General features: G+C 60.5%; 17 protein-coding genes. 14 read left to right on the top strand and 3 right to left on the bottom strand.

The annotated features are described in order from the left end of the window. Window positions 1–164 precede the first annotated feature (164 nt). The 5 genes from LAN64_12170 (at window position 165) to LAN64_12150 (ending at window position 5,224) form a co-directional block, all read left to right on the top strand. Entirely contained in the window at window positions 165–722 is a 558-nt protein-coding gene (locus tag LAN64_12170) for a sigma-70 family RNA polymerase sigma factor (protein MBZ5568596.1), read from the top strand. Between the two features lie 25 nt (window positions 723–747). Next, window positions 748–1,080 (top strand): hypothetical protein, encoded by a 333-nt coding sequence (locus tag LAN64_12165; protein ID MBZ5568595.1) that lies wholly within the window; start codon window positions 748–750, stop codon window positions 1,078–1,080. 177 nt (window positions 1,081–1,257) lie between these two features. Next, window positions 1,258–1,479 carry a DUF4386 domain-containing protein gene (locus tag LAN64_12160; protein MBZ5568594.1) on the top strand — a complete coding sequence of 74 codons (222 nt, stop codon included), beginning with the start codon at window positions 1,258–1,260 and terminating at the stop codon, window positions 1,477–1,479. A 181-nt stretch (window positions 1,480–1,660) separates the two neighbouring features. Continuing rightward, complete coding sequence (locus LAN64_12155) at window positions 1,661–3,634, top strand: CocE/NonD family hydrolase (protein ID MBZ5568593.1); 1,974 nt, start codon at window positions 1,661–1,663, stop codon at window positions 3,632–3,634. A 249-nt stretch (window positions 3,635–3,883) separates the two neighbouring features. After that, a complete protein-coding gene (locus tag LAN64_12150) occupies window positions 3,884–5,224 on the top strand; it encodes an amidohydrolase family protein (protein ID MBZ5568592.1) in 1,341 nt (446 codons plus the stop codon). Window positions 5,225–5,572: 348 nt separating this feature from the next. On the opposite strand, the gene LAN64_12145 is transcribed toward LAN64_12150, so the two are convergent. After that, entirely contained in the window at window positions 5,573–6,535 is a 963-nt protein-coding gene (locus LAN64_12145; GenBank protein MBZ5568591.1) for a hypothetical protein, read from the bottom strand. Window positions 6,536–7,361: 826 nt separating this feature from the next. Then, entirely contained in the window at window positions 7,362–7,832 is a 471-nt protein-coding gene (locus LAN64_12140) for a response regulator (protein MBZ5568590.1), read from the bottom strand. 392 nt (window positions 7,833–8,224) lie between these two features. Here LAN64_12140 and LAN64_12135 point away from each other — a divergent pair, with 392 nt between their 5' ends. The 5 genes from LAN64_12135 (at window position 8,225) to LAN64_12115 (ending at window position 15,800) form a co-directional block, all read left to right on the top strand. Then, window positions 8,225–10,621: a response regulator gene (locus tag LAN64_12135; protein ID MBZ5568589.1), complete on the top strand. Its 2,397-nt coding sequence runs from the start codon at window positions 8,225–8,227 to the stop codon at window positions 10,619–10,621. A gap of 7 nt (window positions 10,622–10,628) precedes the next feature. Further along, window positions 10,629–11,009, top strand: a complete 381-nt coding sequence (locus LAN64_12130) for an Hpt domain-containing protein (protein MBZ5568588.1) — start codon at window positions 10,629–10,631, stop codon at window positions 11,007–11,009. A gap of 9 nt (window positions 11,010–11,018) precedes the next feature. Further along, window positions 11,019–11,390, top strand: a complete 372-nt coding sequence (locus tag LAN64_12125; GenBank protein MBZ5568587.1) for a response regulator — start codon at window positions 11,019–11,021, stop codon at window positions 11,388–11,390. Between the two features lie 80 nt (window positions 11,391–11,470). Further along, window positions 11,471–15,211, top strand: coding sequence for a PAS domain S-box protein (locus tag LAN64_12120; GenBank protein ID MBZ5568586.1), 3,741 nt, complete (start codon window positions 11,471–11,473; stop codon window positions 15,209–15,211). Further along, a complete protein-coding gene (locus LAN64_12115; GenBank protein ID MBZ5568585.1) occupies window positions 15,192–15,800 on the top strand; it encodes a response regulator transcription factor in 609 nt (202 codons plus the stop codon). The genes LAN64_12120 and LAN64_12115 overlap by 20 nt, the downstream gene beginning before the upstream one ends. A gap of 34 nt (window positions 15,801–15,834) precedes the next feature. On the opposite strand, the gene LAN64_12110 is transcribed toward LAN64_12115, so the two are convergent. Next, window positions 15,835–16,560 (bottom strand): hypothetical protein, encoded by a 726-nt coding sequence (locus tag LAN64_12110; protein ID MBZ5568584.1) that lies wholly within the window; start codon window positions 16,558–16,560, stop codon window positions 15,835–15,837. A gap of 70 nt (window positions 16,561–16,630) precedes the next feature. Here LAN64_12110 and LAN64_12105 point away from each other — a divergent pair, with 70 nt between their 5' ends. From LAN64_12105 to LAN64_12090, 4 genes are all read left to right on the top strand, one after another. Beyond that, entirely contained in the window at window positions 16,631–18,553 is a 1,923-nt protein-coding gene (locus LAN64_12105; protein MBZ5568583.1) for a multicopper oxidase domain-containing protein, read from the top strand. An 878-nt stretch (window positions 18,554–19,431) separates the two neighbouring features. Then, on the top strand, window positions 19,432–21,021 hold the full coding sequence (locus LAN64_12100; GenBank protein ID MBZ5568582.1) for a DUF262 domain-containing protein: 1,590 nt from the start codon (window positions 19,432–19,434) through the stop codon (window positions 21,019–21,021). Between the two features lie 239 nt (window positions 21,022–21,260). Next, window positions 21,261–21,563 (top strand): HigA family addiction module antidote protein, encoded by a 303-nt coding sequence (locus LAN64_12095; protein ID MBZ5568581.1) that lies wholly within the window; start codon window positions 21,261–21,263, stop codon window positions 21,561–21,563. 257 nt (window positions 21,564–21,820) lie between these two features. Continuing rightward, window positions 21,821–24,010 carry a protein kinase gene (locus tag LAN64_12090; GenBank protein MBZ5568580.1) on the top strand — a complete coding sequence of 730 codons (2,190 nt, stop codon included), beginning with the start codon at window positions 21,821–21,823 and terminating at the stop codon, window positions 24,008–24,010. The last annotated feature ends 57 nt before the right edge of the window (window positions 24,011–24,067 follow it).

Here is a 24,067-nt window from a genome sequence, read left to right as displayed (position 1 = left end):
CTCCCGCGCCGGGAAGATCGGAATCGGCCGTGCAGAAGTGGAATCTCGATGTCCCGCGCGAAAAACTTGGCGAACTCACGCAACCGAGTACGCCGCTGCCCGTGCCGAAATTCAGCTACTTACACCACGGGCTGCTAGATGAAGGACGCGGCGAGCCTGGAGCGATGGCACTCGAACAGGACCAGCGGATCTCCGAGGTGGTCAAGCGGGAGCAGTCCCGGCTGCGCAACTTCATTCGCCGGCGCGTGCCCGACCCGCGCGACGCCGAGGACATTCTGCAGGACGTCTTCTACAAGCTGGTGGAAGCGAATCGCCTGCTGATGCCCATCGAGCACGTCACCGGCTGGCTGTTTCGCGTGGCGCGCAATCGCATCACCGACCTCTTCCGCAGGAAGAAGCCGGAGAGCTTCAGCGATACCGCCGTCGCCGACGAAGACGGCGAACTGCTGCAGGTGGAAGACCTGCTGCCTTCGCCCGATGCCGGACCGGAGGCGCTTTACGTCCGCAACCTGCTTCTCGATGAACTCGAGTTGGCCGTCGACGAGTTGCCGGAGGAGCAGCGCGAGGTGTTTGTAGCGCACGAGTTGGAAGGGCGCAGCTTCAAGGAGATGGCCGCCGAGACCGGCGTGAGCCTGAACACCCTGCTCTCCCGCAAACGCTATGCGGTGCTGCATCTCCGCGAGCGATTGCAAGACATTCACGACGAATTTACCAAAGCGTGAGGGACTAAACATGAGACCGAGATGGATGAGACTGATTTTCATTGCTCCGCTGGCGATCCTGGGGATGCTGCTATTTGTCTTTATTGGCGGCGAACTGGTGCTGCATCTGTGGAATTGGCTGCTGCCGCCGCTCTTCGGCTGGCGCCAGATTACCTTCTGGCAAGCGCTTGGGATGCTGGCGCTGTGCCGGATCCTCTTCGGCGGATTTGGATGGCGCGGTCCCGGTCGCTCCAATTTCCGCCGTCGCATGGCCGAGCGCTGGGAGCACATGACCCCTGAGGAGCGGGAACGGCTCCGGCAAAGCTGGCGCGGACGTTGGGGCTTCTGCCCATCCACCAGTGAGAGCAAGGAGCAATGAAGCCGTGTCGACAGGCCCAGGGCAATGCCGCTATCCCGGCCCAATCGGCAAGGTCGCCTCAGCGGGAAACGAAATGACTATCAGCGGTATCGGCCAGTCACAACGCAAAGCTGCAAAAGTCGCGGGATTTACTTGCCTATTCACGATGGCGGCCGTGGTCTTTGAGCTAATTTTCTTATCCACGAACGGCTGATTGTCGCGGGCAAGGCTGCGGAAACCGCTCGGAATATCATGGCGCACGAACGGCTGTTTCGTATCAGTATCGTCTGCGATCTGGTTTACTGCGCCGGCCTTGTAGTACTACTCACAGCGCTTTACGTGATTCTCAAGCCAGTAAGTCGGGGCCTTGCTTTGTTGCGGCATTCTGGAGGCTCGTATATGCCTCCATCTCCGGGTTAGGATCGTACGGACGTACGAATCTCGCACCACAAGGCACCGAGTGCCTCGACCCAATCCCAACACTGCAATATTCCTATTGATACAGCACCGGTTGCTTTCATGCTTGCATTTCAGCAGCGCCTTGCCTTACACCTTCCTAGCGCAGCGATCCTGCGGAACGAGGCTAGCGGGGGAACTCTAAATGACAATTCACGACCGTTCTTACGTCTTCCTGCGACTGATCGTGGTGGTGGGCACCGTGCTGTTCCTGGAAACAGGCCTGGCGCAAACGCCGCCGCGACCGCAGTACCCCGGCTTGGCCAGCGAAACCCCGGCTCGGTTCGAGCCGGTCACGAGCAGCTTCGATTACGTCAGGCGCGAGGTGATGATTCCCATGCGCGACGGTGTCAAGCTGCACACGGTCATCATTGTTCCGACGGGCGCCATTCGCGCGCCCATCCTCCTTACGCGCACACCGTACGACGCCAACAAACTCACCCGCCACGCTGATAGCTCGCACCTCGGGCCGATTCTGTACGGATACGACAACGCTACCGACGTGATCGTCGACGGCGGCTACATCCGCGTCGTGCAGGACGTGCGCGGCAGATATGGTTCCGAAGGCGACTATGTGATGAACCGGCCGCTCCGGGGCCCGCTGAATCCTACGCCCGTGGACCACGCTACCGACACCTACGATACGATCGATTGGCTTGTGAAGAACGTTCCCGAAACCAACGGCAAGGTTGGAATTCTCGGTATCTCTTATGACGGCTTCCTGCCTTTGATGGCGCTCGTCAATCCGCACCCCGCACTCAAAGTTTCCGTCCCCATGAACCCGATGGTGGACGGATGGATGGGGGACGACTGGTTTCACAACGGCGCATTCCGCGAACAGGGAATGGGCTACATCCACGACCAGGAGGCGACTCGCGATTCCCGCGTGAAGTGGTGGACGAGCCACTTCGACATGTATGACGAGTTCCTGCAGTTTGGCTCCGCCGGCGAACTCGGACGTCGCCATGGCCTGGAGCAGGTTGGGTTTTGGCGCAAGATCCTCGACCACCCGAGCTACGACGCCTTCTGGCAAGACCAGGCGGTGGATAAGATTCTGGCCAAGGAACCGCTCAATGTTCCGGTGATGCTGGTGCACAGCCTCTGGGACCAGGAGGACATCTATGGAGCCATCTCCGTTTACATCGCGATCGAGCCGAAGGACAAGAACAACGACAAAATCTTCCTCGTCATTGGCCCTTGGCATCATGGGCAGGAGATCCACGAGGGCAGCAGCCTTGGCGAGATTAGATTCAACAGCGATACTGCGCTGTATTTCCGGGAGCACATTCTGACGCCATTCCTGGCTCATTACCTGAAAGACGAAGCGCCGAGGCTGGACGTTGCGCCCGTCAACGCCTTCGAGACCGGAACCAATCGGTGGCTGCGGCTGCCGGCTTGGCCCGCGGGGTGTGCAAGCGGTTGCACGGTTCGCCCGGCGCCGCTTTACCTGGGCGCCGGTTTGAAACTGAGCTTCGTGGCGCCTAAGGCGGGCGATGCCACATATGACGAATACGTTTCTGACCCCGCCCGGCCTGTTCCGTTTCGCTTGCGGCCGATCGACTCCAGCTTCTCCAGTCACGGTAAGACGTGGTCGCAGTGGCTTGCCGACGATCAACGCGAGTTCTCCAGCCGCACCGACGTTCTGGCCTTCGTGTCCGACCCGCTGACCGCGCCCGTCAAGATCAGCGGTCAACCGGTAGCCAACCTTGTCGCCTCGACCAGCGGCACCGACTCCGACTGGGTCGTGAAGCTCATTGACGTCTACCCCGACGAGGTTGCCGGGCAGCCTTCCATGGGCGGTTATCAGCTTATGATCTCCGCCGACATCTTTCGCGGCCGTTATCGTGAGAGCCTCGAATCGGCGAAACCGATCGCCCCGGATCAGCCGCTGCTTTACCGGTTCGCCCTTCCGACTGCCAATCATGTTTTTCGCGCTGGTCACCGCATCATGGTGCAGGTGCAGTCGAGCTGGTTCCCGCTCTACGACCGCAATCCGCAGACCTTCGTACAGAACATCTTCTGGGCAAAACCTGAGAACTACCGGAAAGCCGTACAGCGGGTCTACCACGCTCCAGGACAAGCGAGTTTCATTGAGCTGCCGGTGGCAAGCACGCCATGAGCAACTTAACTGGCTCACTGCTCGCGTCTCGTCCGCTCCGTGCAACACCTCCGGAGCCATGCTTTGCATCGTGCCGCCGAATCGTTTTCTTGTGCGTCAGCGGCAAGGTCTGCGCCGTTATAGCGGCGGGAGATTCGTGCGATAGTGTCGCTCTCCTGGTGACCGCGCAAGCGCGATCGGAAGATTAAACTGGCCGGTTGACACTGCATGTCGCGTTCGTATTTGATTCCTGCTTCAGTCGAGGTGAGTATGCGAATTGCTCGCGTTGCCGCAGCCCTACTGCTATCCATCCTCGCGTTTGGCCAGCTCTCGCCGGGGCCGCAGTCCGCCCCCGCCACTGCGCCCGCCGAGGTCGTGGTCATCCGCGCCGGGCAGCTCATTGACGGCGAGAGCGATCAGCCGCGCGCCAATCAGGTGATCATCATCCGTGGCAACAGGATCGAGAGCGTCGGAGATGCGGCGGCCGCGCACCCGCTGGCGAATGCGCGCGTCATCGATCTGTCTCGCGCGACCGTGCTGCCCGGCTTGATCGAGTCGCATACTCACATCTTCTTGCAAGGCGAAGACCCCGCCGAGGGAGGCTACGACGCCAACATCCTGAGCCATCCCCTGGCCTATCGCGCGGCGCGGGCCGCGATAGCGGCGCGACGCGCGCTGGAGCAGGGCTTCACCACCATTCGGGACGTTGAGACCGAGGGCGCGGGCTACGGTGACGTCGGCATCAAGGAAGCGATCAACGACGGGTGGATCCCGGGACCGCGTATGTTCGTGGTTACTCGCGCGCTCTCGACCACCGGCGGGTATCCGCTGGAAGGCTACGCGCCAGAGTTTGACATGCCGAAAGGCGTGCAGATCGCCGACGGTCCCGTCGAATTCCGCAAGGCGACGCGCGAACAGCTCTCGAATGGAGCGGACTGGATCAAAGTCTACATGACGCATCGCTCGTGGGTGGATGCGCAAGGCCGGCTACAATCGCAGCCCACCCTGACGCTGGACGAGATCAAGGCGGTCGTGGACGAGGCGCACGGCTGGGGCAGGAAGGTCGCCTGCCACGCCTACAACGGTGTTGGGCTGCATCGCGCTCTGGCTGGCGGCTGCGATTCCATCGAGCACGGCCTCGAGCTCGACGACGCCGCCATCGCGCAGATGGTGAAGCAGGGCACGTGGTACTGCCCGACGCTCTCGCCGTATTACTACTGGTGGGCGCCGGAGAACACTCCCGAAGGCCGGCGCGATCGCAAGCGCGCCGAGGTCCACGGGCCATCGTTCCAGAAGGCACTACAGGCGGGGGTGAAGATCGTCTTCGGAACCGACGTAGGCAGCTTCCCTTGGACCGACCCGAAGTCGCCCATCGCGCAGGAGTTCCCGCGTATGGTGGAATTGGGTATGACCCCGATGGCTGCGATCAAATCTGCGACCTCGATCCCAGCCGAGATGCTCGACATGGCCGGGCAGATCGGCGTCATTGCGCCCGGCGCGTATGCCGATGTCATCGCGGTTGCAACCGATCCCCTACTCGACATTAAGGCGCTGGAGAAAGTCGTGTTCGTGATGAAAGACGGGAAGGTCTTCAAAAGCGAACTACGATAAGCACCTGAGGGAGTCTTCATCACCGCACTGTCTGGTGGTCGATCCGCGCTTGTCCTGAGACCTCCGGAGCATCAAGCGCGTCGCCGTTGCTGGCCTATCTCGCGGGGCAGGCAGCGCGGCGAATCCAGTCTACTGCAAGCTACCCGCTGGGTAATGCGCCTCGAGCGGTTCCTGCAGCGAGGGCGGCTTCGCAGTTTGCCCCAACCGCGACCAGGGCGAAACCGCCAGCACCAGTAGAGCCTGAATTACGACATTGGTTTCCCGCCTCCCCAGAACCGCTTGCTGCGTCCTGTCATGCCCGAGTCGATGGGAGATCGCCGGAGCGGCTTACCGCCCCGGCGCGGCCCCTCAGTCTCCTCCACCCGTCCGGCCGGATGAAGACTGCTGCTTGACGTCTTGCTCGGCTTGGTCGGCTTCCTTCTGCAGACCCTGTATTTCGGCGTCCACGTCCTTGTCCGGCTCCGGCGTGGGCACGCCCGCTGCCGCGGAAGTGCTGGTATCCGGAGCGGTTGGCAGCCCGTTCCTGCCCTGGCTGGCTGCAAGCTGCTTGAGCCCGGCATCAAGCTGCTCGCGGAAGCGGTTGTGCATATCCTGCAAGTCCGCGACTGCGACAGAAGGCTTGGATCCCCTGGCGCAATCGCCCTCCTTACTGCTGGTGACCCGAACCCGGACTTTTTCGTTGCTGTCCGGAGTGTCGTCGATGCGGCTGATCACGTCTCCCGGCGTGAGTTCGCACTCTTTGCCGTCAGGAGTGGTCACCTCGAGGTCGGTAGCCACCACAAACACGGCATGCTCAGGATCAAGAGCAGGCGGCAGTTCTTCCTTGGAGGTCGCAGGCAAACCTGCCGTTGGCGTCGGAGCTGAGGCAGCCTTTTCCGCTGCCAGTTGCTGCTGCACTTCCTCCGCGATCATCCGCTTGACTTCGGGAGAGAGCTGCACCTCGCTCGGATTCGCTGCCGCCACGCGACGTGCTGCGCTGTCGCTCTGCTCCGCCTCATAAGCCATTCTCAAGCTTTCTGCGAGGATAAAATCGGTCAGCCAGAGACCAGCGCCCGGGTAGAAGGGCTCTGGCGCGAAGTAATAGCCGTAGTGCGGATACCAGGCATCGGCGTACCATCCCCACCGGTAGTAAACCGGTGCCGCCCAAGGGTTGTAGGCCCACCCGTAATAGACCGGGCGGTAGTAATAATGTGGTACGTACACGTAATACGGCCGTCCGTGCCAGGAATACGGGCGATACACCACGGCGCGGTAACGCCCGTGCTCGTAATAGGTGCGCATTCTGTACCCGCGCACGTAATTGCGCTCCACGTGGCCATAATTCCGCCCTGCGACCACTACACGGCGGCCTCCCGGCAGATCGCGTACCACGTGGACGTTGTTGTGACGCCCACGATAGAGGGTCGCGCCGCTACGGGTCTGGATGGTTCTGACTCTGCCCCTCCGGTCGTACCCAACATCGTGCCCAGCGACGTTGCGCGTCGTACGCTGCCGCGCTGCATGGTTCGGGCGGTTCCCCGCACCCGCATTCCTCCCAGCGTTCCCAGAGCGTGCCGAATGGGGCCTTCCCGCAGTCGCGTCTCCACCCCTAGCCGACGGATTGCCTCTGCCCCGATCTGCGCGTGCTGCCCCTGGCTTCGTGGTCCTGCCGGGTGCATTCGTCGCCGTGCGCGGGCCTCTGCTTGGTTGGCCACTCCTACTGTCGGCGTTGGATCGCGCACCCTTCACCGTGGTGTTTCGCGCTCCCCGATTCCCGGTATCCTTGTTTTTGTGCTCTTGCGCCCCTACCAGCGCTGGGAGCATCAGCAGAACCACTACGCAAATTGTGCCTAGGAACTTATCTGATAGCTTGGTGAAGCTCATCGCGACCTCCTGCGACCAGAACTTTCTTTGGGACTTCTTTAAGAGGAACGTAAGCTGCGCATGAAATCATGTGGGGCCGCCAGCCGCGGGAGCAGGGAACACGCCAACGCGAACTGGTGCGGCCTGCATAGCTAGGAGCAAAGGGCACGGTTGTTATATAGCGGATTGCAAGCCAGGCATAGGTTACGAATTCCTGATTCCATGACTCACTTTTGGCCTGGTTCCAGATTGGGATGTTTGCCTTCTGCCCAAGTTGTTCAGGACGCTGGAAATTTCACCGCTTTGCTTCCACTATGACCTCTGCGGCCGGCGCCCGGTTCAGCAGCAACCAGTACAGGCCCACTTGTCTCACGGCAAATTGGAATTGCAGAAAATCAACCGGTTTCTGGATGTAGCTGTTGACTCCCAGCCGATAGCTTTCCACCAGGTCTTTCTGCTCTCGCGAGGAAGTAAGTACGATCACCGGGACCATCCGGGTCCGCGGATTGTTCTTTATCTCTCGTAAGACCTCCAGGCCATCGATCTTGGGCAGCCTGAGATCGAGCAGAACGAGATAGGGATTCGGCCCATTCTGCCGGTTGTCATAGACGCCGCGGCCAAAGAGAAAGTCCAAGGCCTCCTCTCCGTCCCCCGCCACATGGATGTTGTTGCAGAGATTATCCCTTTGCAGCGCGTGCTTGGTGAGTTCGACATCCCTGGGATCGTCTTCCACCAGAAGAATTTCAACCGGCGACTGCGATTTCATGCGGCACCTCACGCACGGATAACTCAGCGGCCAGACTTACCAGCCACGGCAGCGAGCCGGCCGGCATCGCTACCATAACCACCTTGAATATCCCCGCGTTCACTTTGCGTTCCCTGCACAGTGTTGGGCGGCAGAGCCGATGATTACAACGCAAAACGCTTCGCGAAACGGAATCGGGATTTCACCGTGGGCGCGGTGCCAGTTTGAAACGCACAGAAGCCAGGGGACAGACCACGATTGTCAAAACGGGCCGAGGCCCAATACGACACGACGATTCGCCTCAGCAGGCGCATTTCCCCACCGTTGCCAATCCAGATGCGGTAAATCAGAGAAGAGGTATTGGCGTTGTCGGCGATTTGCCTTCGGCAAGCGCCCGCGCCGTGGAGTGTCGCATGTCTTCCACCGCAAAACCGGAAATCGAGAACGACGCCCTGCCGCTTAGCCGAACCCTGCAGGTGTTGGTGGTGGAGGATTCGCGGGTGGATGCGGAACTCATGCTGGCGGTGTTGCAGCGGACCGGCTATCGGCTCAGTTTCGATATCGTATGCGGCCCGCACGATTTCGAGAAGCGCCTGCGCGCCCAGGATTACGACATTGTTCTGAGCGACCACAATCTCCTCACCTGGACGGGCATGGATGCGCTGGAGGTGCTGCGACGCACCGGCAAGCAGACCCCGTTTGTCGTGGTGACCGCCACCTTGGGCGACGAAGCAGCGGTGGAGTACATCAAGCGGGGGGCTGCGGACTACGTCCTCAAGCATCGGCTCGAGAGATTGCCATTGGTAATTGGGCAGACGCTGCGCGAGCAAGCTCACCGCCAGCAAGAGCGCGCCTTACAGGAAAAACTGCTGTGCGCAAAACGGGAGTGGGAACTGACCTTCGACACCGTTCCCGATGCCGTCATCCTGGTGGATGCAGAGTGTCGAATACGGCGGGCCAACCAGGCTGTCACCGGGCTGCTGGGGTTGCCCTTCTCCGAAATCATCGGCCACCACTGTTATGAGGTGCTGGCCGGCATCGTGCGGCCAATGCTAGGGTGCCTGCATGAGTGGCGGTTCACCGTGTCGCAGCCTCAACCGCCAACCCGGGATGGCCGCGGCACAGTCCTGGAGGCTTCCTCGACCCCGGTCAGGAATGCCGCCGGCACGCTGCGAGGCTGTGTTCATGTGGTGCGCGATGTCACCGCAAAAACCGAGGCCGAGCAGGCCATCCACCAATCGGAGCGGAAGTACTGGGAACTGGTCGAGAACGCCACCTATGGCATTTTTCGATCTACGCCCGAAGGACAATTCCTGGATGTGAATCCCGCTCTGGTTGCCATGCTCGGCTATGCCGGCAAGCAAGAGGTGCTGGCGCTGAACCTCGCCACCGACGTTTATCTCCAGCCCGCCGATCGCGCCGCCGTGCTCCAACAATATCGAGAAGAGATGTCACATAGTTGTGAGGACCTGTGCTGGAAGAAGAAGGGCGGAGGCACGGTTCTGGTGCGGACCAACGGCCGGGCGGTACGGGACCAGGCAGGGCAGGTCCAGTACTACGAGGTGATTGCCGAAGACATGACGGCACGTCGCACCCTCGAGGCCGAACTGCGCCAGTCGCAGAAGATGGAAGCGGTTGGCAGACTGGCGGGCGGGGTCGCGCACGATTTCAATAACCTGCTGGCCGTCATCCTCGGCAATGCCGAGCTCCTCTTGGAACCCTCCGAATCGCTGGAAAAACAGACACCGCGGATCGAACAGATCAGAATGGCCGCCGGTCGCGCGGCTGAGTTGACCCGGCGATTGCTCAGCTTCAGCAGAAAACAGGTGCTCCAGGAAACTGTGTTCGACCTCAGCGAGGTGGTGAAAGAGACCGCTAAATTGCTGAAGCGCATCCTCGGAGAAGACACCCAACTGGTGATCAAACTGGGTCCATCCCCGCAACGAATCCGCACCGACCAGGCGCAAGTCGAACAAACCTTGATGAACCTCGCCGTCAACGCGCGCGACGCCATGCCCAACGGGGGAAGTCTCGTGATTGAGACGTCCGAAATCAAACTGGCCGATTCCGACGCCCACGCTCATCTCCCTGCGGCCTCCGGGGATTACGTCGTACTCACCCTCAGCGACACCGGCGTGGGTATGAATGAAGTGACGAAGAGCCGGATTTTTGAACCCTTCTTCACCACCAAGGAGTCGGGCAAAGGCACCGGACTGGGCCTGGCGATCGTGTACAACTTCGTCCAACAATCGCGAGGCTTCATCGAGGTTTACAGCGAGGTCGGATTGGGCACAACTTTCATGCTTTACTTTCCCAAAGTCATGACCGCGGCAGTAACGGCCGTGCCGTTTGCTGCCGGAGACCTCGTCGGCGGAACCGAAACCATCCTGCTAGCCGAAGATGAGGATCCACTCCGGGAACTCGTCAGCGAACTGCTCCACTCCATGGGCTACATCGTCATCAGCGCTGACAGCGGCGCCAAGGCTCTGGAGCGCGCACAGCAAACCTCCAACCCCATCGATCTTCTGCTGACGGATGTGACCATGCCGAGCATGTCGGGTCGAGAATTGGTAGAGCGGTTGACGGCGCTTCGGCCCGGAATCAAGGTCATCTACATGTCCGGCTACACCAATGAGGTGATTACGCGAAACGATCTCATGGCGTCGGACGCTGCCTTCGTGCACAAGCCTTTCACGCGGGAAGAGATCGCGGCCGCAATTCGGCGGGTGTTGGATAACGCAGCTCCGGCGCCGGTCGAAAGCCCAGCCGGGCAGCTTCCGGGGGAAGGCTCGATCAGCTCGGGAAGGTGAGGTTGCTTTGCCGGTACAAAAAGATTCTCGCCATGACCAGGATGTGGGTTTTAACCGAGCGGCGCTCATGCGTCACGTGGGTGACGACCTGGACCTGCTGCGCGACATTGTCAATCTGTTCCTCGAAAGTGCTCCGCAATTGTTGAAAGAGATCCGAGATGCGGTTGCCGTGGCCGATGGCGAGCGTGTCGAACTGGCGGCCCATGCACTGCGCGGCGCGGCCAGAAACTTTTTTACTGCCGGCGTCGAGGACGCTGCGCTGGTCCTGGAAACGATGGGCCGAAGTCGCGATTTGGCCCATGCTAAGAGCGCCTGCGGCGTTCTGGCGGCGGAGCTCGACAAATTGCGTTCTTTGCTGCTCTCGATGCTTCACGGCGGGAAAACGTGACGTGGCGTCATGACCATTCTGATCGCGGACGATGACCGCGTGCTGGTGCAGGTGATCAGCGTGCGGCTGAAGAAGGCCGGGTACAGAGTAGTTATCGTGTACGACGCCATGCAGGCCATCGTGACGGCTCTGCGCAACCCGCCTGATGCCATTCTGCTGGACGTGAACATGCCGGGCGGTACCGGACGGCAAGTCCTCCGCCAGTTGAAGAACTCGCCTAAGACCAGCCAGGTTCCCATCATCGTCATCACCGGAAGCAACGAACCCGACGTGGTGGAATCGGTGAAGGCTTTGGGCGCGGATGAATTCATGTCCAAGCCGCCGAATTTTGAGCGCTTGCAAGCGATCTTGAAGGCGCGGCTTTGCACGGAACGGGTTTGAGACCAGCCAATTTTAGTCAGCGCGTGCGCGGCAAGTCCCGGGAAGGGCACATTTGACCCGCCGATGAAAGCGGTGACTTTGTGAGTCTAAAAGCAAGAATCGTAACCGGCGTGATTCTCGCGGTTGTTGTTCCCCTCGTGGTCGGCACCACCGCCGTTATGAATATGCGCAGGATGGCGGCCGGCGATCAGGACCTCTTTTACGACGGCACGGTTCCCCTGACCACCCTCTCGCAAGTCACGGCTCTTTTCCTGAGAATGCGCATCGCCTCCAGAGACTTGCTGGAAGCGGAGGGAAAGCCCGCTGCCGCCAACTATGACCGGCAACTCGATGAGCTATCGGGCGAGATCGACAAGTTATTAGGAGCATACGCAAACACCCCACTGATTCCGGAAGAGAAGATCGCTCTCCAGCAATTCGAGGAAACCCGAAAGAGCTATCTCGATAACGTGGCGCAACTGCGCACACTGTCAAAAACAAACCGCCGACAGGATGGCTGGCGCATCCTGCACAGTGAGCCCTACAACCTGGTGGTCGCCTCTCACCTGGCTGCCATCGACAAGCTGGTAAGCATAGAAGTCGAAGAAGCGAAGCAGCACCTCGAGATCAACGCCGGGCTGGCGCGCAGTTCCATGTTGGAGGTGCTGGCAGCGATGTTCCTGGCGATTGTATGCAGCGTCGGAGGAGGCTTGTGGCTGGACCATTTGCTGTCGAAGAACACCCGCGTGCAAGAGGCCCTGCAAGCCAGCGAAGAGAGATTCCGGCTGGTGTCGCGAGCCACCAACGACGGGATATGGGACTGGGACCTTGTCACCGGGAAAGGATGGTGGAACGAGAACCTGCAAACCACTTTTGGGTACGCTCCCAATGAGATTGAGCCGGGAGTCGAGGGCTGGAAAAGCCACATCCATCCCGACGACCGGGAGCGGGTCGTTCAAAGCATTACGCGCGCCATCGAAGGTGGCCAAGTCAGTTGGGTGGATGAGTACCGCTTCCTTCGTCGCGACGGTTCGTATGCCGACGTGCTCGATCGCGGCCATGTGAGCCGCAATGCCGATGGGCGTCCGCTACGAATGGTCGGGGCCATGACGGACATCACCCAGCGGAAACGGGCCGAACTGCAGTATCGCACCCTCTTCGAAAACATCAATGACGCCGCGTTCGTGACCAGCATCTCGCAAGATGGGATGCCGGCCCGATTCAAGCAAGTCAATGATGTGGCTTGTCGCCGCCTGGGCTACAGCCGAGCGGAACTGCTGCAATTGTCCCCCGAAGATATCGATGCGCCGGAGTTCTTATCGCAGCGAGCCTCCGTGATGGCGCGCCTGGCAGCCGGCGAGCCCGTCCTGTTCGAAACGCTGCAAGTGGCCAAGGACGGCCACCGCATCAGCGTCGAGCTCAGCGCAAGGCGGTTCAATTTCGAGGGTGAGCCGGCGGTGCTGGCCATTGCCCGCGACATCACCGAGCGCAAGCGTGTCGAAGCCGCTTTGCGGGAAAGCGAGGAGCAGTTCCGGCAATTAGCGGAGAACATACACGAGGTCTTCTTCATTGTGGCCGCGGAACCGCCAAGAATGATTTACACCAGCCCCGCGTACCAGCAAGTCTGGGGCAGGTCCCGCGATGAGCTCTATGAACGGGCCAACGCATGGACCGATTCTGTCCACCCGGAGGACCGCGAGAACGCCGTCGAGGTATTTCGCCGCTGTTTGACCGGAGCTCCGGTGGAGTCGGAATTCCGCGTGATTCGACCGGATGGCGAGCTTCGTTGGATCCATGCGCGCAGTTTTCCCGTCTGCGATCCCGGAGGCAAATTTCTGCGCGCCGTCGGCATTGCGGAGGACGTCACCGAGCGCCGGCGAGTGCTGGAAGAGGTGCGCGGCGCCAGAGCGGCCGCCGAGGCTGCCAGCCAGGTGAAGAGCGAATTCCTGGCCAACATGAGCCATGAGATCCGCACCCCCATGAACGGCATCCTGGGCATGACCGAGCTTGCCCTGGACACGAATCTGACCCGTGAACAGCAGGAGTACTTACTGGCCGTGAAGTCCTCGGGGGAGTCGCTGTTGCGTGTGCTCAACGACATTCTCGATTTTTCCAAGGTGGAAGCCGGCAAACTGGACCTGGAACTGATCGAGTTCAATTTGCAGGATTGTGTGGGGGAAACGGTCAAAGCCCTGGCGGTGCGAGCCCATGAAAAAGGGCTCGAGTTGGCCTACCAGGTGGGGTCGGAGGTGCCCCAGCGGGTGGTCGGCGATCCGGTCCGCCTGCGCCAGATTCTGACCAACCTCATCGGCAATGCGATTAAGTTCACAGTCCAGGGAGAGGTCGTGTTGACCTTGAATGCGGCATCCCGCGACGACGGCAAGACCAGTCTGAATTTCGCGATCCGGGATACCGGGATCGGAATTTCGCCGGAAAAGCAGGCCAGCATCTTCAAGCCCTTTGTCCAAGGCGATGCCAGTACCACGCGCACCTACGGCGGCACCGGGTTGGGGCTGCCGATCTCGGCGCAGTTAATCGACTTAATGGGCGGCCAGGTTGCGGTGCAAAGCGCGCCGGGCCAGGGAAGCTGCTTTCAATTCACGATTGCGGTGACGGTCGCCCCGGAGACGTCAAAACCGTTACCCGCCAAACCGGAAATTCTGGTGGGAGTAATGGTGCTGGTCGTGGACGATAACTCAACCAACCGCGAAATTCTCGTGCACGCGACCCGCGATTGGGGCATGGTGCCGTCTGCGGTCAGCGACAGCGAAGCGGCACTTCAGGAGGTGGAAGCTACCCTGCAGCAAGGCAAGCGTTTTCGGGTTGCCCTGATTGACGCGCGTATGCCTGGCATGGACGGATTCGCCTTGGCAGAGCGGCTGCAGCATGATCCGCGAATGGCGGGAGCGGTCATCATGATGCTGACCTCCTCCGGGCAGCGTGGCGACGCCGAGCGTTGCCGGCAGCTCGGCATTGCCGCTTACCTGGTGAAACCGATTGAAATCAAGGACCTGATGCAGGCCTTATTGTCGGTGCTGGGACAGTCTCCGGAGGTAAAGCGTCCGTTGGTGACGCGGCACACCCTGCGCGAAGATCAGCCAGGTCTGCGTATCCTGGTCGCTGAGGACAATCCTGTCAACCAGACGCTGATTCTCCGAGTTCTGCAAAAGCAGGGGCACGCTCCGGAACTGGCGCGCACCGGCCGGGAGGCGGTGTCGCTCGCTGAAACCGGCCGTTTCGATCTGGTCTTCATGGATGTCCAGATGCCCGAGATGGACGGCTTTGCCGCCACCGCGGCCATCCGCGAACGTGAAAAAGTCAGCGGCGTCCATCTGCCCGTCTACGCCATGACGGCTCACGCCATGAAAGGCGATGAGGAGCGTTGCCTGGCCGCTGGTATGGACGGATATATTTCCAAACCGGTGAACTTCAGCAAGGTCCAGCAGGTCTTGGAGGGAGTGCGAGCACAACCACCCCATCCCACTCGGGCTTGGGACAAATCTCAAGCATTGTCCCGCATCGGAGGGGACGAACAACTACTGCGCGAGACAGCGGCAATTTTTCTTCAGGAGTATCCCAAGGCGGCCTCGGATATGCGCCGGGCTTTGGCCGAGCGCGATGCCGGGATGCTGGGGCGAATCGCACATCGCCTCCAGGGCGGGGTCGGATGTCTCGGCGCCGGACAAACCTTGTCGGCGCTCGTGAAGCTGGAGGACAACCTCCGCCAGCCAGACTTGGTGCGCATGAGCCGAGCCGTCGCTGACGTGGAACGAGAGCTTGCTTGCCTCCGACAAGCGCTGGAAGAATTCTGCAAGGTGCCATATGAAAGTATTGGTCGCTGAGGATGATCCGGTAGTCCTCCATCTGCTGGAGCGGCTGTTGGCCGTCGAATACGAGGTGGTCACGGCACGCGACGGTGCGGAGGCATGGGAGGCTCTCCGCCGGGATGATGGGCCGCGGCTGGCGGTGCTGGACTGGCAGATGCCGGGGATGCAGGGGACCGACATCTGTCGAAAAGCCCGGCAGTTGCCCGATACGCCGATGTATCTGCTGCTGATCACCGCCACGCGCAAGAGTGGAGCGGACGTGCTGGCGGGTTTTGATGCGGGCGCGGACGACTACATTACCAAGCCGTTCGATGCCGATGAACTGCGTGCCCGTATCGCCGTCGGGCGGCGCGTGCTGCAACTCCAACAAGCCCTGGCAGAGCACGTTGCCGAACTGCAGGAAGCGCTGGCCTGTGTCCGCCGCCTGGAAGGGCTGTTGCCGATCTGTTCCTGGTGCAAACGCATCCGCAACGACCAAAACTACTGGGAGCAGTTGGAAACGTATCTGGCCGAACACTCCGACGCTACCGTCACCCACGGAATCTGTCCGCAGTGTTGCGAAAAACTGCGCGCCGAAGGGAAATGGATTGTTCACCAGCGATAAGTAGACAACGTCAGGCATTGCGCGGAAAGCGGAGTTAATCCTTTTCCGCGATCTTCGCGGCGCGTCCGTGGCGATAGGTGACGCTCAGCAGGTGACCACCGTTGGCGTACTTGACCACCTTCTCGTCAGGGTCTGCGCCTGCTGGCTGCGGCACTCCCATGCCGACTGCGAAGTCCGCCTGGATTTCGTTCATGCCGGGCTTGACCTGGTGGTTGCGGATCGCCTCCCACACTTCCGCCGGCCAGAAATGGTAGAGCTGGTGCGGATCTTCGTAGAAAAACATCTCGTCAGCATAGATTTGGAACGAGCCGCCGGATTCGGTGCCGATGGGCACGGCGTAGCTGCGGCCACCCATTTCGAATATCGCGGCAATCTGGTGGTGGTTGGCGCGCCCCGGCGTGGGCTGCGCAACGACGTCCGTGATGTGCAACTCCTCGATCGGGCCGAGCAGCCCCTTTTCGTGCGCGAAGTCGGCGCGACGATGCACCCGATCATACGGATAGTAGGTGTAGCGATAGCCCTCTTGCACCCAGACCGGCTGCTTGGTTACCTGGCGCGCCGACGCCAGGTCGTAGGCATGGAGCTTTTTCGGGACAACATAAGCCTCGCGGTTCAGCGGCACCGCCGTGGTTGCGGGCTTCTTGGCGGCGGGCTGCATGCGCTCATAAATCACGAATCCCAGCCGCACCGCGGCCGCAACAATCGCAATGATAAACACCCACTGCAGCAATTTGACGCCGGTGGATCTTCGCCGTTTCACCATATTTCGCTTGCGATTGTACCGGGGAACCGCCAATAATGGCTTTACTACCTTAGCCCGTGGGGTGCCCTTGCAAATTTTGCGCCGCTTCCGCTTCATCGCTCTGGTGTGCCTGTGCGCGCTCGCTTCGGTAGCAGCGCAGGGCGAAAAAGCGCCGGTTTCGATTCTCGCCAACCAGAACCGCATGCCCGCCGGCAAACTTGAGGCCGGCGTGCTGAACGTCCACCTTGAAATTGTCAATGGCGTCTGGCATCCGGAGGCCGACGACGGCCCGCGTTTGTTCGTGCAGGCTTTCGGCGAGAGTGGCAAGCCGGCGCAGATTCCCGGCCCCATGCTGCGCATGCCGCAGGGCACCACGGTCCACGTTGCCGTTACCAATACGCTGAAGACTACGGCCACCGTCCACGGCCTGGACACCCGTCCCGGAGACACCAAAGACGTGCTCGAAGTGCCTGCCGGCGAAACCCGCGAGCGCACTTTTGTTGCCGGCGCTCCCGGCACTTATTTCTATTGGGCGCGCACCACTGAGCCGGTTAAGTTTCTCCCACTACTTCCGCCGCCTCTGCAACCGCTATTTGAGGATGCCCACCTGAACGGCGCCTTCATCGTGGACCCACCGGGCGCGGTCGTTTCCGACCGCGTGTTTGTAATCGAAGCGATGCTCGTCAAACCCGATGTCGTACAGGATGGGTTTGAAGTCGTCTCCATCAACGGCAAGTCGTATCCGTTTACCGAGCCGCTGGAATACACCGCCGGCGACACTATTCGCTGGCGCGTGATCAATCCCGCCTTCAGCGAACATCCCATGCACCTGCATGGCGCGTTCTACAAGCTGCTTAGCCTGGGCGACTGGGAAAAGGACACGCAATTCGCACCCGGCGACCGCCAGTCGGTGGTCACCGAGGACCTCAAGTCTGGCGCCACCATGATGATGGAGTGGTCGCCCGAACACGCCGGCCGCTGGCTCTTCCATTGTCACTTTCAGTTCCACATGTCCAGCGACGAACGCGTCCCTGGTTTCACGCACCCCGTCGCCAGCCAGTACAATCGCAAAGGGCCGGCCGCGGCCGCGTACCGGCACGGCGGCGGCGCCATGGAAGCCATGCCCGACATGGCCGGTCTGGTGCTCGCCATCAACGTAAATCCGGCTGAGGGTGCGCCGATCGCAGCGACTGCCGGCAAAGCAGCGCGAAAGATCGATCTCATCATCGAGCCGAACGCGGAAGCCGGCGCCAAGGAACCGAAGTTCTCCTGCGCGGTGCGCGAGAAGAACAAGGTTGTGGTTTCAGAGGACCGCGCGGTGGGTCCGCCGATCTTTGTCACGCGCGGCGAGCCCACCGAGATCACGGTTCTCAACCACCTGAAGTTGCCAACCACGATTCACTGGCACGGCCTCGTTCTCGAGAGCTATTACGACGGCGTAGTCGGTGGCGGCGTGGGAGACCAGATCACGCCGGCGGTCGCGCCCGGCGGCAGTTTTGTGGCGCGCTTCACTCCCACGCGCGCGGGCACGTTCATCTATCACACGCACGCCGCCGACCCGAACCAGCTAAGCGGCGGCATCTATGGCGCGCTGATTGTCCTGGAACCAGGCCAGTCGTTCGATGCCGAACACGACAAGCTGCTGGTGATCGGCACGCGCGACACTTTCTTTGACGCCAAGCGCATTACCATCAACGGCATGGAGAAGCCGGCGCCGATGACGCTGGCGCGCGGCGTTAACTACCGGCTGCGCCTGATCAACATGGCGGCGAATCTGCCGGCGAACTTCCGCCTGGGCACGGCAGAAAAAGCGGCGACGTGGCGCGCCCTGGCCAAGGACGGCGCCGACGTTCCCGAGCGTTTGGCGAAGCCGGGCGATGCCGTGCTGCACATCGCCTCGGGCGAGACCTACGATTTCGAGTTCCGCGCCGATGCTGCGGAAGAGATTCCGCTCGAAATCCAGAATCCCGTGAGCCAGGCGAAGCTGAGCACGAAAATAGTGGTGCACTAGCGCTCTCGGCGGCGATATCCGCGTCCATAAAGTTACTAACGGGTAAACATTAGAGGTGCCTACCCCCCTCCCACTGCCAGTTAGTGGAATCAGCTAGTTACGCACGGTATACCGCTAGAATCCACGGTAACCGTGGGCAGTTTTACGGGAAATCAATAACTTACGTCCGAGTTTTCTGGAATACATAACATATTGTGTTGTCAAAGAGCAAAGGCCACTTCTGACCACAAGATATAGGGCCGTAAGGTAGTCGCACCCCCTGCGGCCCAAAATGTGACGCCGGATTATCCAGCTACTGACATTGTAAGCAGTTAGTTAACTGTGTCAATAGGGCTTAGTCACAGGTGTGTGTGACGGAAAAGCGGGTCATGCGGTTGTCGGTTTGGGTTGCCACGCCATTGCCGATTGCTGGAACTGCCCCACCCTTCACCAAAACCAGGCGAATGGGTGAATCACCCGCCGGAATTCAGCGGTTGTTCAGGCAATGCCCACGGTGAGAGAATGAGCCCTTCCTCGGAAGTTCCCGCAGAGTTTTGTACAGGAGGAACTGCTCATGTCAGTTGGTGAGAAGTGCCCGCACTGCGGGAAGCAGACATTCCACGATAGGGGAAGCCATCGCTCGTGTTCGGCGTGCGGATGCATTGGCTGGTCTTGGCAGCATCCGGTCAAGAACGTCGGGAAGGGTAAGGGGAACAAGTGCCACAATTGCGGCAACCAAACCCTTCACGCAATCGCCGAACTCGCGAGCCAAGGCGCACGCGAATACCACGTCCGGCGTTGCGGCGTGTGCGACTTCAGTTGCATAGAACCAGCGGTTGTGGCCTGAAGGGGCCGCCTGACGGTTTATGAAAGACCAAAGACTCGAAATCAAAGACATCGTGAAGCACATCGACGATGCTACGCTCGGTAAGCTCGACGTGCCAGAGTTTCAGCGAAAATTCGTTTGGACGGCCGAGAAGACCAAGAAATTCGTGGACTCTCTTTGGCGTGGGTACCCTGTCGGCGCGTTTCTTCTCTGGGAGTCCAGCTACGATTCGCCCAAGACGGCGCTTGGTGTGCAGGCACAGAAGCAGTGGATTGTGGATGGGCAGCAGCGAGTCACCTCGCTCGCGCTTCTTTTCGGCAAGAAGCCCTATTGGTGGGGAGGGAACTCGGAATGGAACAAGAGCCTCAAGAAATTCGACGTGCTGGTCAACGTCAGTCTGCCCAGTGACGCCCTTGAATTCGGACTTCCGAATCCGGTGCGGAAGAATTCACCCGAGTGGGTTTCGGTCAGGAGCATTCTTGCGTCGCCCAGCCTATCCGAGCTCGCGGAACAGATTTCCAAGCGAGACGGATGTCCCGGTTTTGCGGCAGTCCACGAGACGCTCCAGTCCGTCAGAAAGATTGAGAGCTTTCCAATCTTTGAAATAATCATCGACCACGATTTGGAGGATGTCGCCGAGATATTCAGCAGGCTTAACACTGCGGGAACTAAAATCAAGGAGAGCGACGTAATCATTGCCCTTGTCGCAGCCAAGCAGGAAGGCTGGGTTCGGGAAGAGTTCGACCAGTTTCTCAAGGATTTGGATGAGAAAGGGTTCGAGCTTGACCCAAGCGTTCTTATCAGAACGTTGGCAGTCATTGGCAAGGGAGTCGCACGTCTGAAGGAAATATCGGGAGACTTCTGGGATTCGTCCAAAGAGTTCGACAAGGCTTGGCGCAGCGTGAAGGATTCGATAACCTTCGTCCACAAGAATCTCGTGAACCACGGCGTGCTGTCGTCCGAATTACTCCCTGCCCACAACGCCCTCATCCCTCTTTTTTTCCTCCATGCGCACTTCAAGGGCGAGTTCGATTTCGACCGGGGTTTCCGCTGGTTTCTGTTGGCGATTGGAGACGGACGGTACAGCGGCTCCGCGACCACCACCCTCGGCCACGACATCAAGCTGGTCAAGGTTGCCAAGTCATTCGACGATGCCGTCGTGTCACTCGAAAAGGAGTTGCGGATATCCGGCGAGTTTAGTCCCGAGGACTTTCAGAGGGACTACAGGGAAGATTTCTACCGATTGATGCTGTACCTTTGCGCCTTCCGGCGCGAAGCCAAGGATTGGATGCATCAGGACATCAGGGTCGGCTTTGACCGAAGCGACAACCAACTGAACGAGGGCTTCAAGCCGGAGTGGCACCACTTCTTCCCGAAAAAGGTTCTGCGGGGCAAGGCGGACGACTCGACGGTCAATTCTCTCGCCAACATCGTCGTGCTCAACGAAAAGGCGAACCGCTCGTTCTCTTCCAAAGAGCCTCGCCAATACTTGAAGGATTTCGAGGTCAAGACCGAACGCCTGAAGGAACAGTTCATCCCTACCCAGTCGGGTCTGTGGGAGGTCGCGAAGTACGAAGAACTGCTCGACGCAAGGGCGGAGGCGCTGGCACAAGCTGCGACCGACCTCTTGAAAGAATTGGCTGATAGAAGCTCGGCATCCTAACGACGATTCAAAGGCGACTGGGATTGCTGCTTTGGTCGCTGCATCGTGCGAGAATGTTGGACTGCCGTGAAGACTTTGCATCTGGGCATGCTCGTGAGAAACGCGGACTCCTTATCGCCACCGGGCTGGTGGCCCGTATCTGCAGCAGCTTGGGGGTTCTTTCATTTCGCCGGTGGGCGGTTCGATCTCCATCGGACCGATCTCGGCTGTGTCGAAGTGCCGGAAGCTGCTCCACTTCCATGCCCATGAAGAACCCGCCGCATCCCGGAGATTTCATCCGGACGGAAATCATCCGGCCTGCGGGGCTGACGGTAACGGCCGTGGCTAGAGCGCTCCGGGTTTCCCGGCCCGCATTGTCCAGCCTTTTGAACGGCAAGGCAGACCTTTCGGGCAACATGGCGCTGCGCTTGGAGAAAGCTTTCGGAGTGAAGATGGACACGCTGATGCGGATGCAGGTCTCCTACGACATCGCCCAAACCCGTAAGCGGGAGAAGCAAGTCCGTGTACACCGGATCCACCGGGCAACTCCCGTTCACGCGTGAGAGCGCTGGTTCGAGATTTGCAAGCCCACATCTGCCACAGGCGGGCAGGAGTGGGGCACCGTCGCACCATCCGGCGCGGAAAATCACGCATGGTACAATTCTGCCGAGAAGCGAACGAAGTCGTGGATTGTCTTCGGATAGTGCGCACGGTCACCGTAACGTAGCTCCCCCCTGAGATCGTGAGTGAGGGTTTCCGTTTTTGACGCCCCGGCAACGTCAGCATAAGGTGCCTCTACTTTTCGCGGACCGGGGTGTCCATGATCGGCAAGACAATCACTCACTATCGCGTGGTAGAAAAGCTGGGCGGCGGCGGAATGGGTGTGGTGTACCGCGCCGAAGACACCCGGCTGGGCCGTCCCGTGGCGCTGAAGTTCCTGCCGGACAAAAACGCCATCGACGCACAGACGATTGAGAGGTTCAAGCGCGAGGCGCGCGCCGCCTCCGCCCTCAATCACCCCAACATCTGCACTATCTACGACATCGACGAGTACGAAGGCCGGCCCTTCCTGGCGATGGAACTGCTGGAGGGGGAAACCGTCAAGCACCGCATCTCGGGCCGGCCGCTTCCGGTGGAAGAACTGCTCGACCTCGGCATCCAGATGACGGAGGCCTTGGACGCCGCCCACTCGCGCGGCATTGTGCACCGCGACATCAAGCCGGCCAACCTCTTCATCACCCCTCGTGGGCAGGCGAAAATCCTGGATTTCGGCCTCGCCAAGCTGTTGCCACAAGCGCAGAGGGTGGCGGAAGCGGTCGGGGCCACACTGGGCTCGGTGGACGGGTTGACGGCGGGACTCACCAGCCCTGGGGCGGCGGTGGGCACCATCGCCTACATGTCACCGGAGCAGGCTCGCGGAGAAGAGGTGGACGCGCGCAGCGACTTGTTCTCGCTGGGAGTTGTGCTCTATGAAATGGCCACCGGCCGTGAAGCCTTTCCGGGCAACACTTCCGCGGTGATCTTCGATGCCATCTTGAATCGCGCTCCGGCCTCTCCGATCCGGCTGAATCCGGAGCTACCGGCCGGGCTGGAGCCGATCCTGAATCGCGCGCTGGAGAAAACTCCCGCCGCCCGCTACGAGAGTGCGGCCAGTTTCAAGGCCGATTTGCAGCGCTTGAAGCGCGATACGGAGTCGGGACAGGCCGCCGCCGCCGCGCCCGCGGAAAAATCCGTCGCTGTGCTCTACTTTGAAAACCTGAGCGGCGCCAAAGAGGATGAATACTTCCGCGACGGCATGACCGAGGACATTATCACCGAACTATCCAAGATCAAGGGCCTGAAAGTGTTCCCACGCGCAGCCGTGCTGGCGCACCGCGATAAGCCGGTGACGGGCCCGCAAGTTGGCCAGCAACTCAACGCCGTCCACGTGCTCAGCGGCAGTTTGCGCCGCGCCGGCAACCGTCTCCGCATCACGGCGCAACTGGTGGAGACCCGCACCGGACACTCGGTTTGGGCGGAGCGCTTTGACCGCGAACTGAAGGACGTCTTCGAAGTGCAGGATGAAATCGCGCGCAGCATCACGCAAGCGCTGCGGGTCACGCTGTCTCCGCAAGAACAAAAGGCGATCTCCCGCAAGCCCACCGAAAACACGCAGGCCTACGACTACTATCTGCGCGGACGCAGTTTTGCCCGCCGCGTGACCCGCTCCGACCTGGAGTTTGCTCTACAGATGTTCGAGCGCGCCAGCGGGCTGGATCCCGATTTCGCGCTTGCCTATGCGGGCGCGGCCAACGTCTGCGGCGAGTATTACGAGTGGCATGAGCACGACGAACGCTGGATTGGCCGGGGCCGCGCGGCCGCCGACCGAGCCCTGGCCTTGGAACCGAATCTTCCCGAAGCGCTGGTGGCGCGCGCCCGCATCGCCTATGCCCAAAAGCACTGGGACGACGCCACCCAATATGTTCGCCAGGCCATCGCGCGCAAAGCCGATTGTGAAGGCGCCTATTACGTGCTGGGCCGGGCTTTGATGGCCGCCGGCCGGCCGCAGGAGGCGGTGCCGCTGGCGGAGCGTGCCGTTACCGCCAATGGCGACGACTATAACGCGTATCTGCCTTTCTATCTGGCTTTGGAGCGAGTGGGACAGAAGGAAGCCGCCGGCAAGCTGCGTAGTGCGCAGGTCCGAAGTCTGGAGCAACAACTTGATCTGGTTCCCGACGACGTACGCGCGCGTATCCTGCTGGCCACCAATCATGCTTGGTTCGGCCGCGCCGATGAGGCCATCGCGCAGTTGAAGAAGGCGGTGGAAATGCGTCCGAACGACGCCAACATTCTGTACAACGCAGCTTGCACCTATGGCGTCCTGCTACAAAGAACCGAAGCATTAGCGTTGCTGAAAAAGCTGCACGCGACGGGAAATCTCAACCGGGATTACGCTCGCCAGGACCCCGATCTCAACTGCCTGCACGGCGACCCTGAGTTCGAAGCCATGGTCGGCGCTATGGCAGTTTAGGATTGTCTGTATCGGTACCTGGGGTGGCGCAGGCCATCAGGCCTGCACTGTCGCCAT

The organism is Terriglobia bacterium (assembly GCA_020073185.1).
GTDB lineage: Bacteria > Acidobacteriota > Terriglobia > Terriglobales > Acidobacteriaceae > JAIQGF01.
Note: the sequence above shows the minus strand (reverse complement) of the source record. Positions and strands in the feature narration are given on the sequence as shown.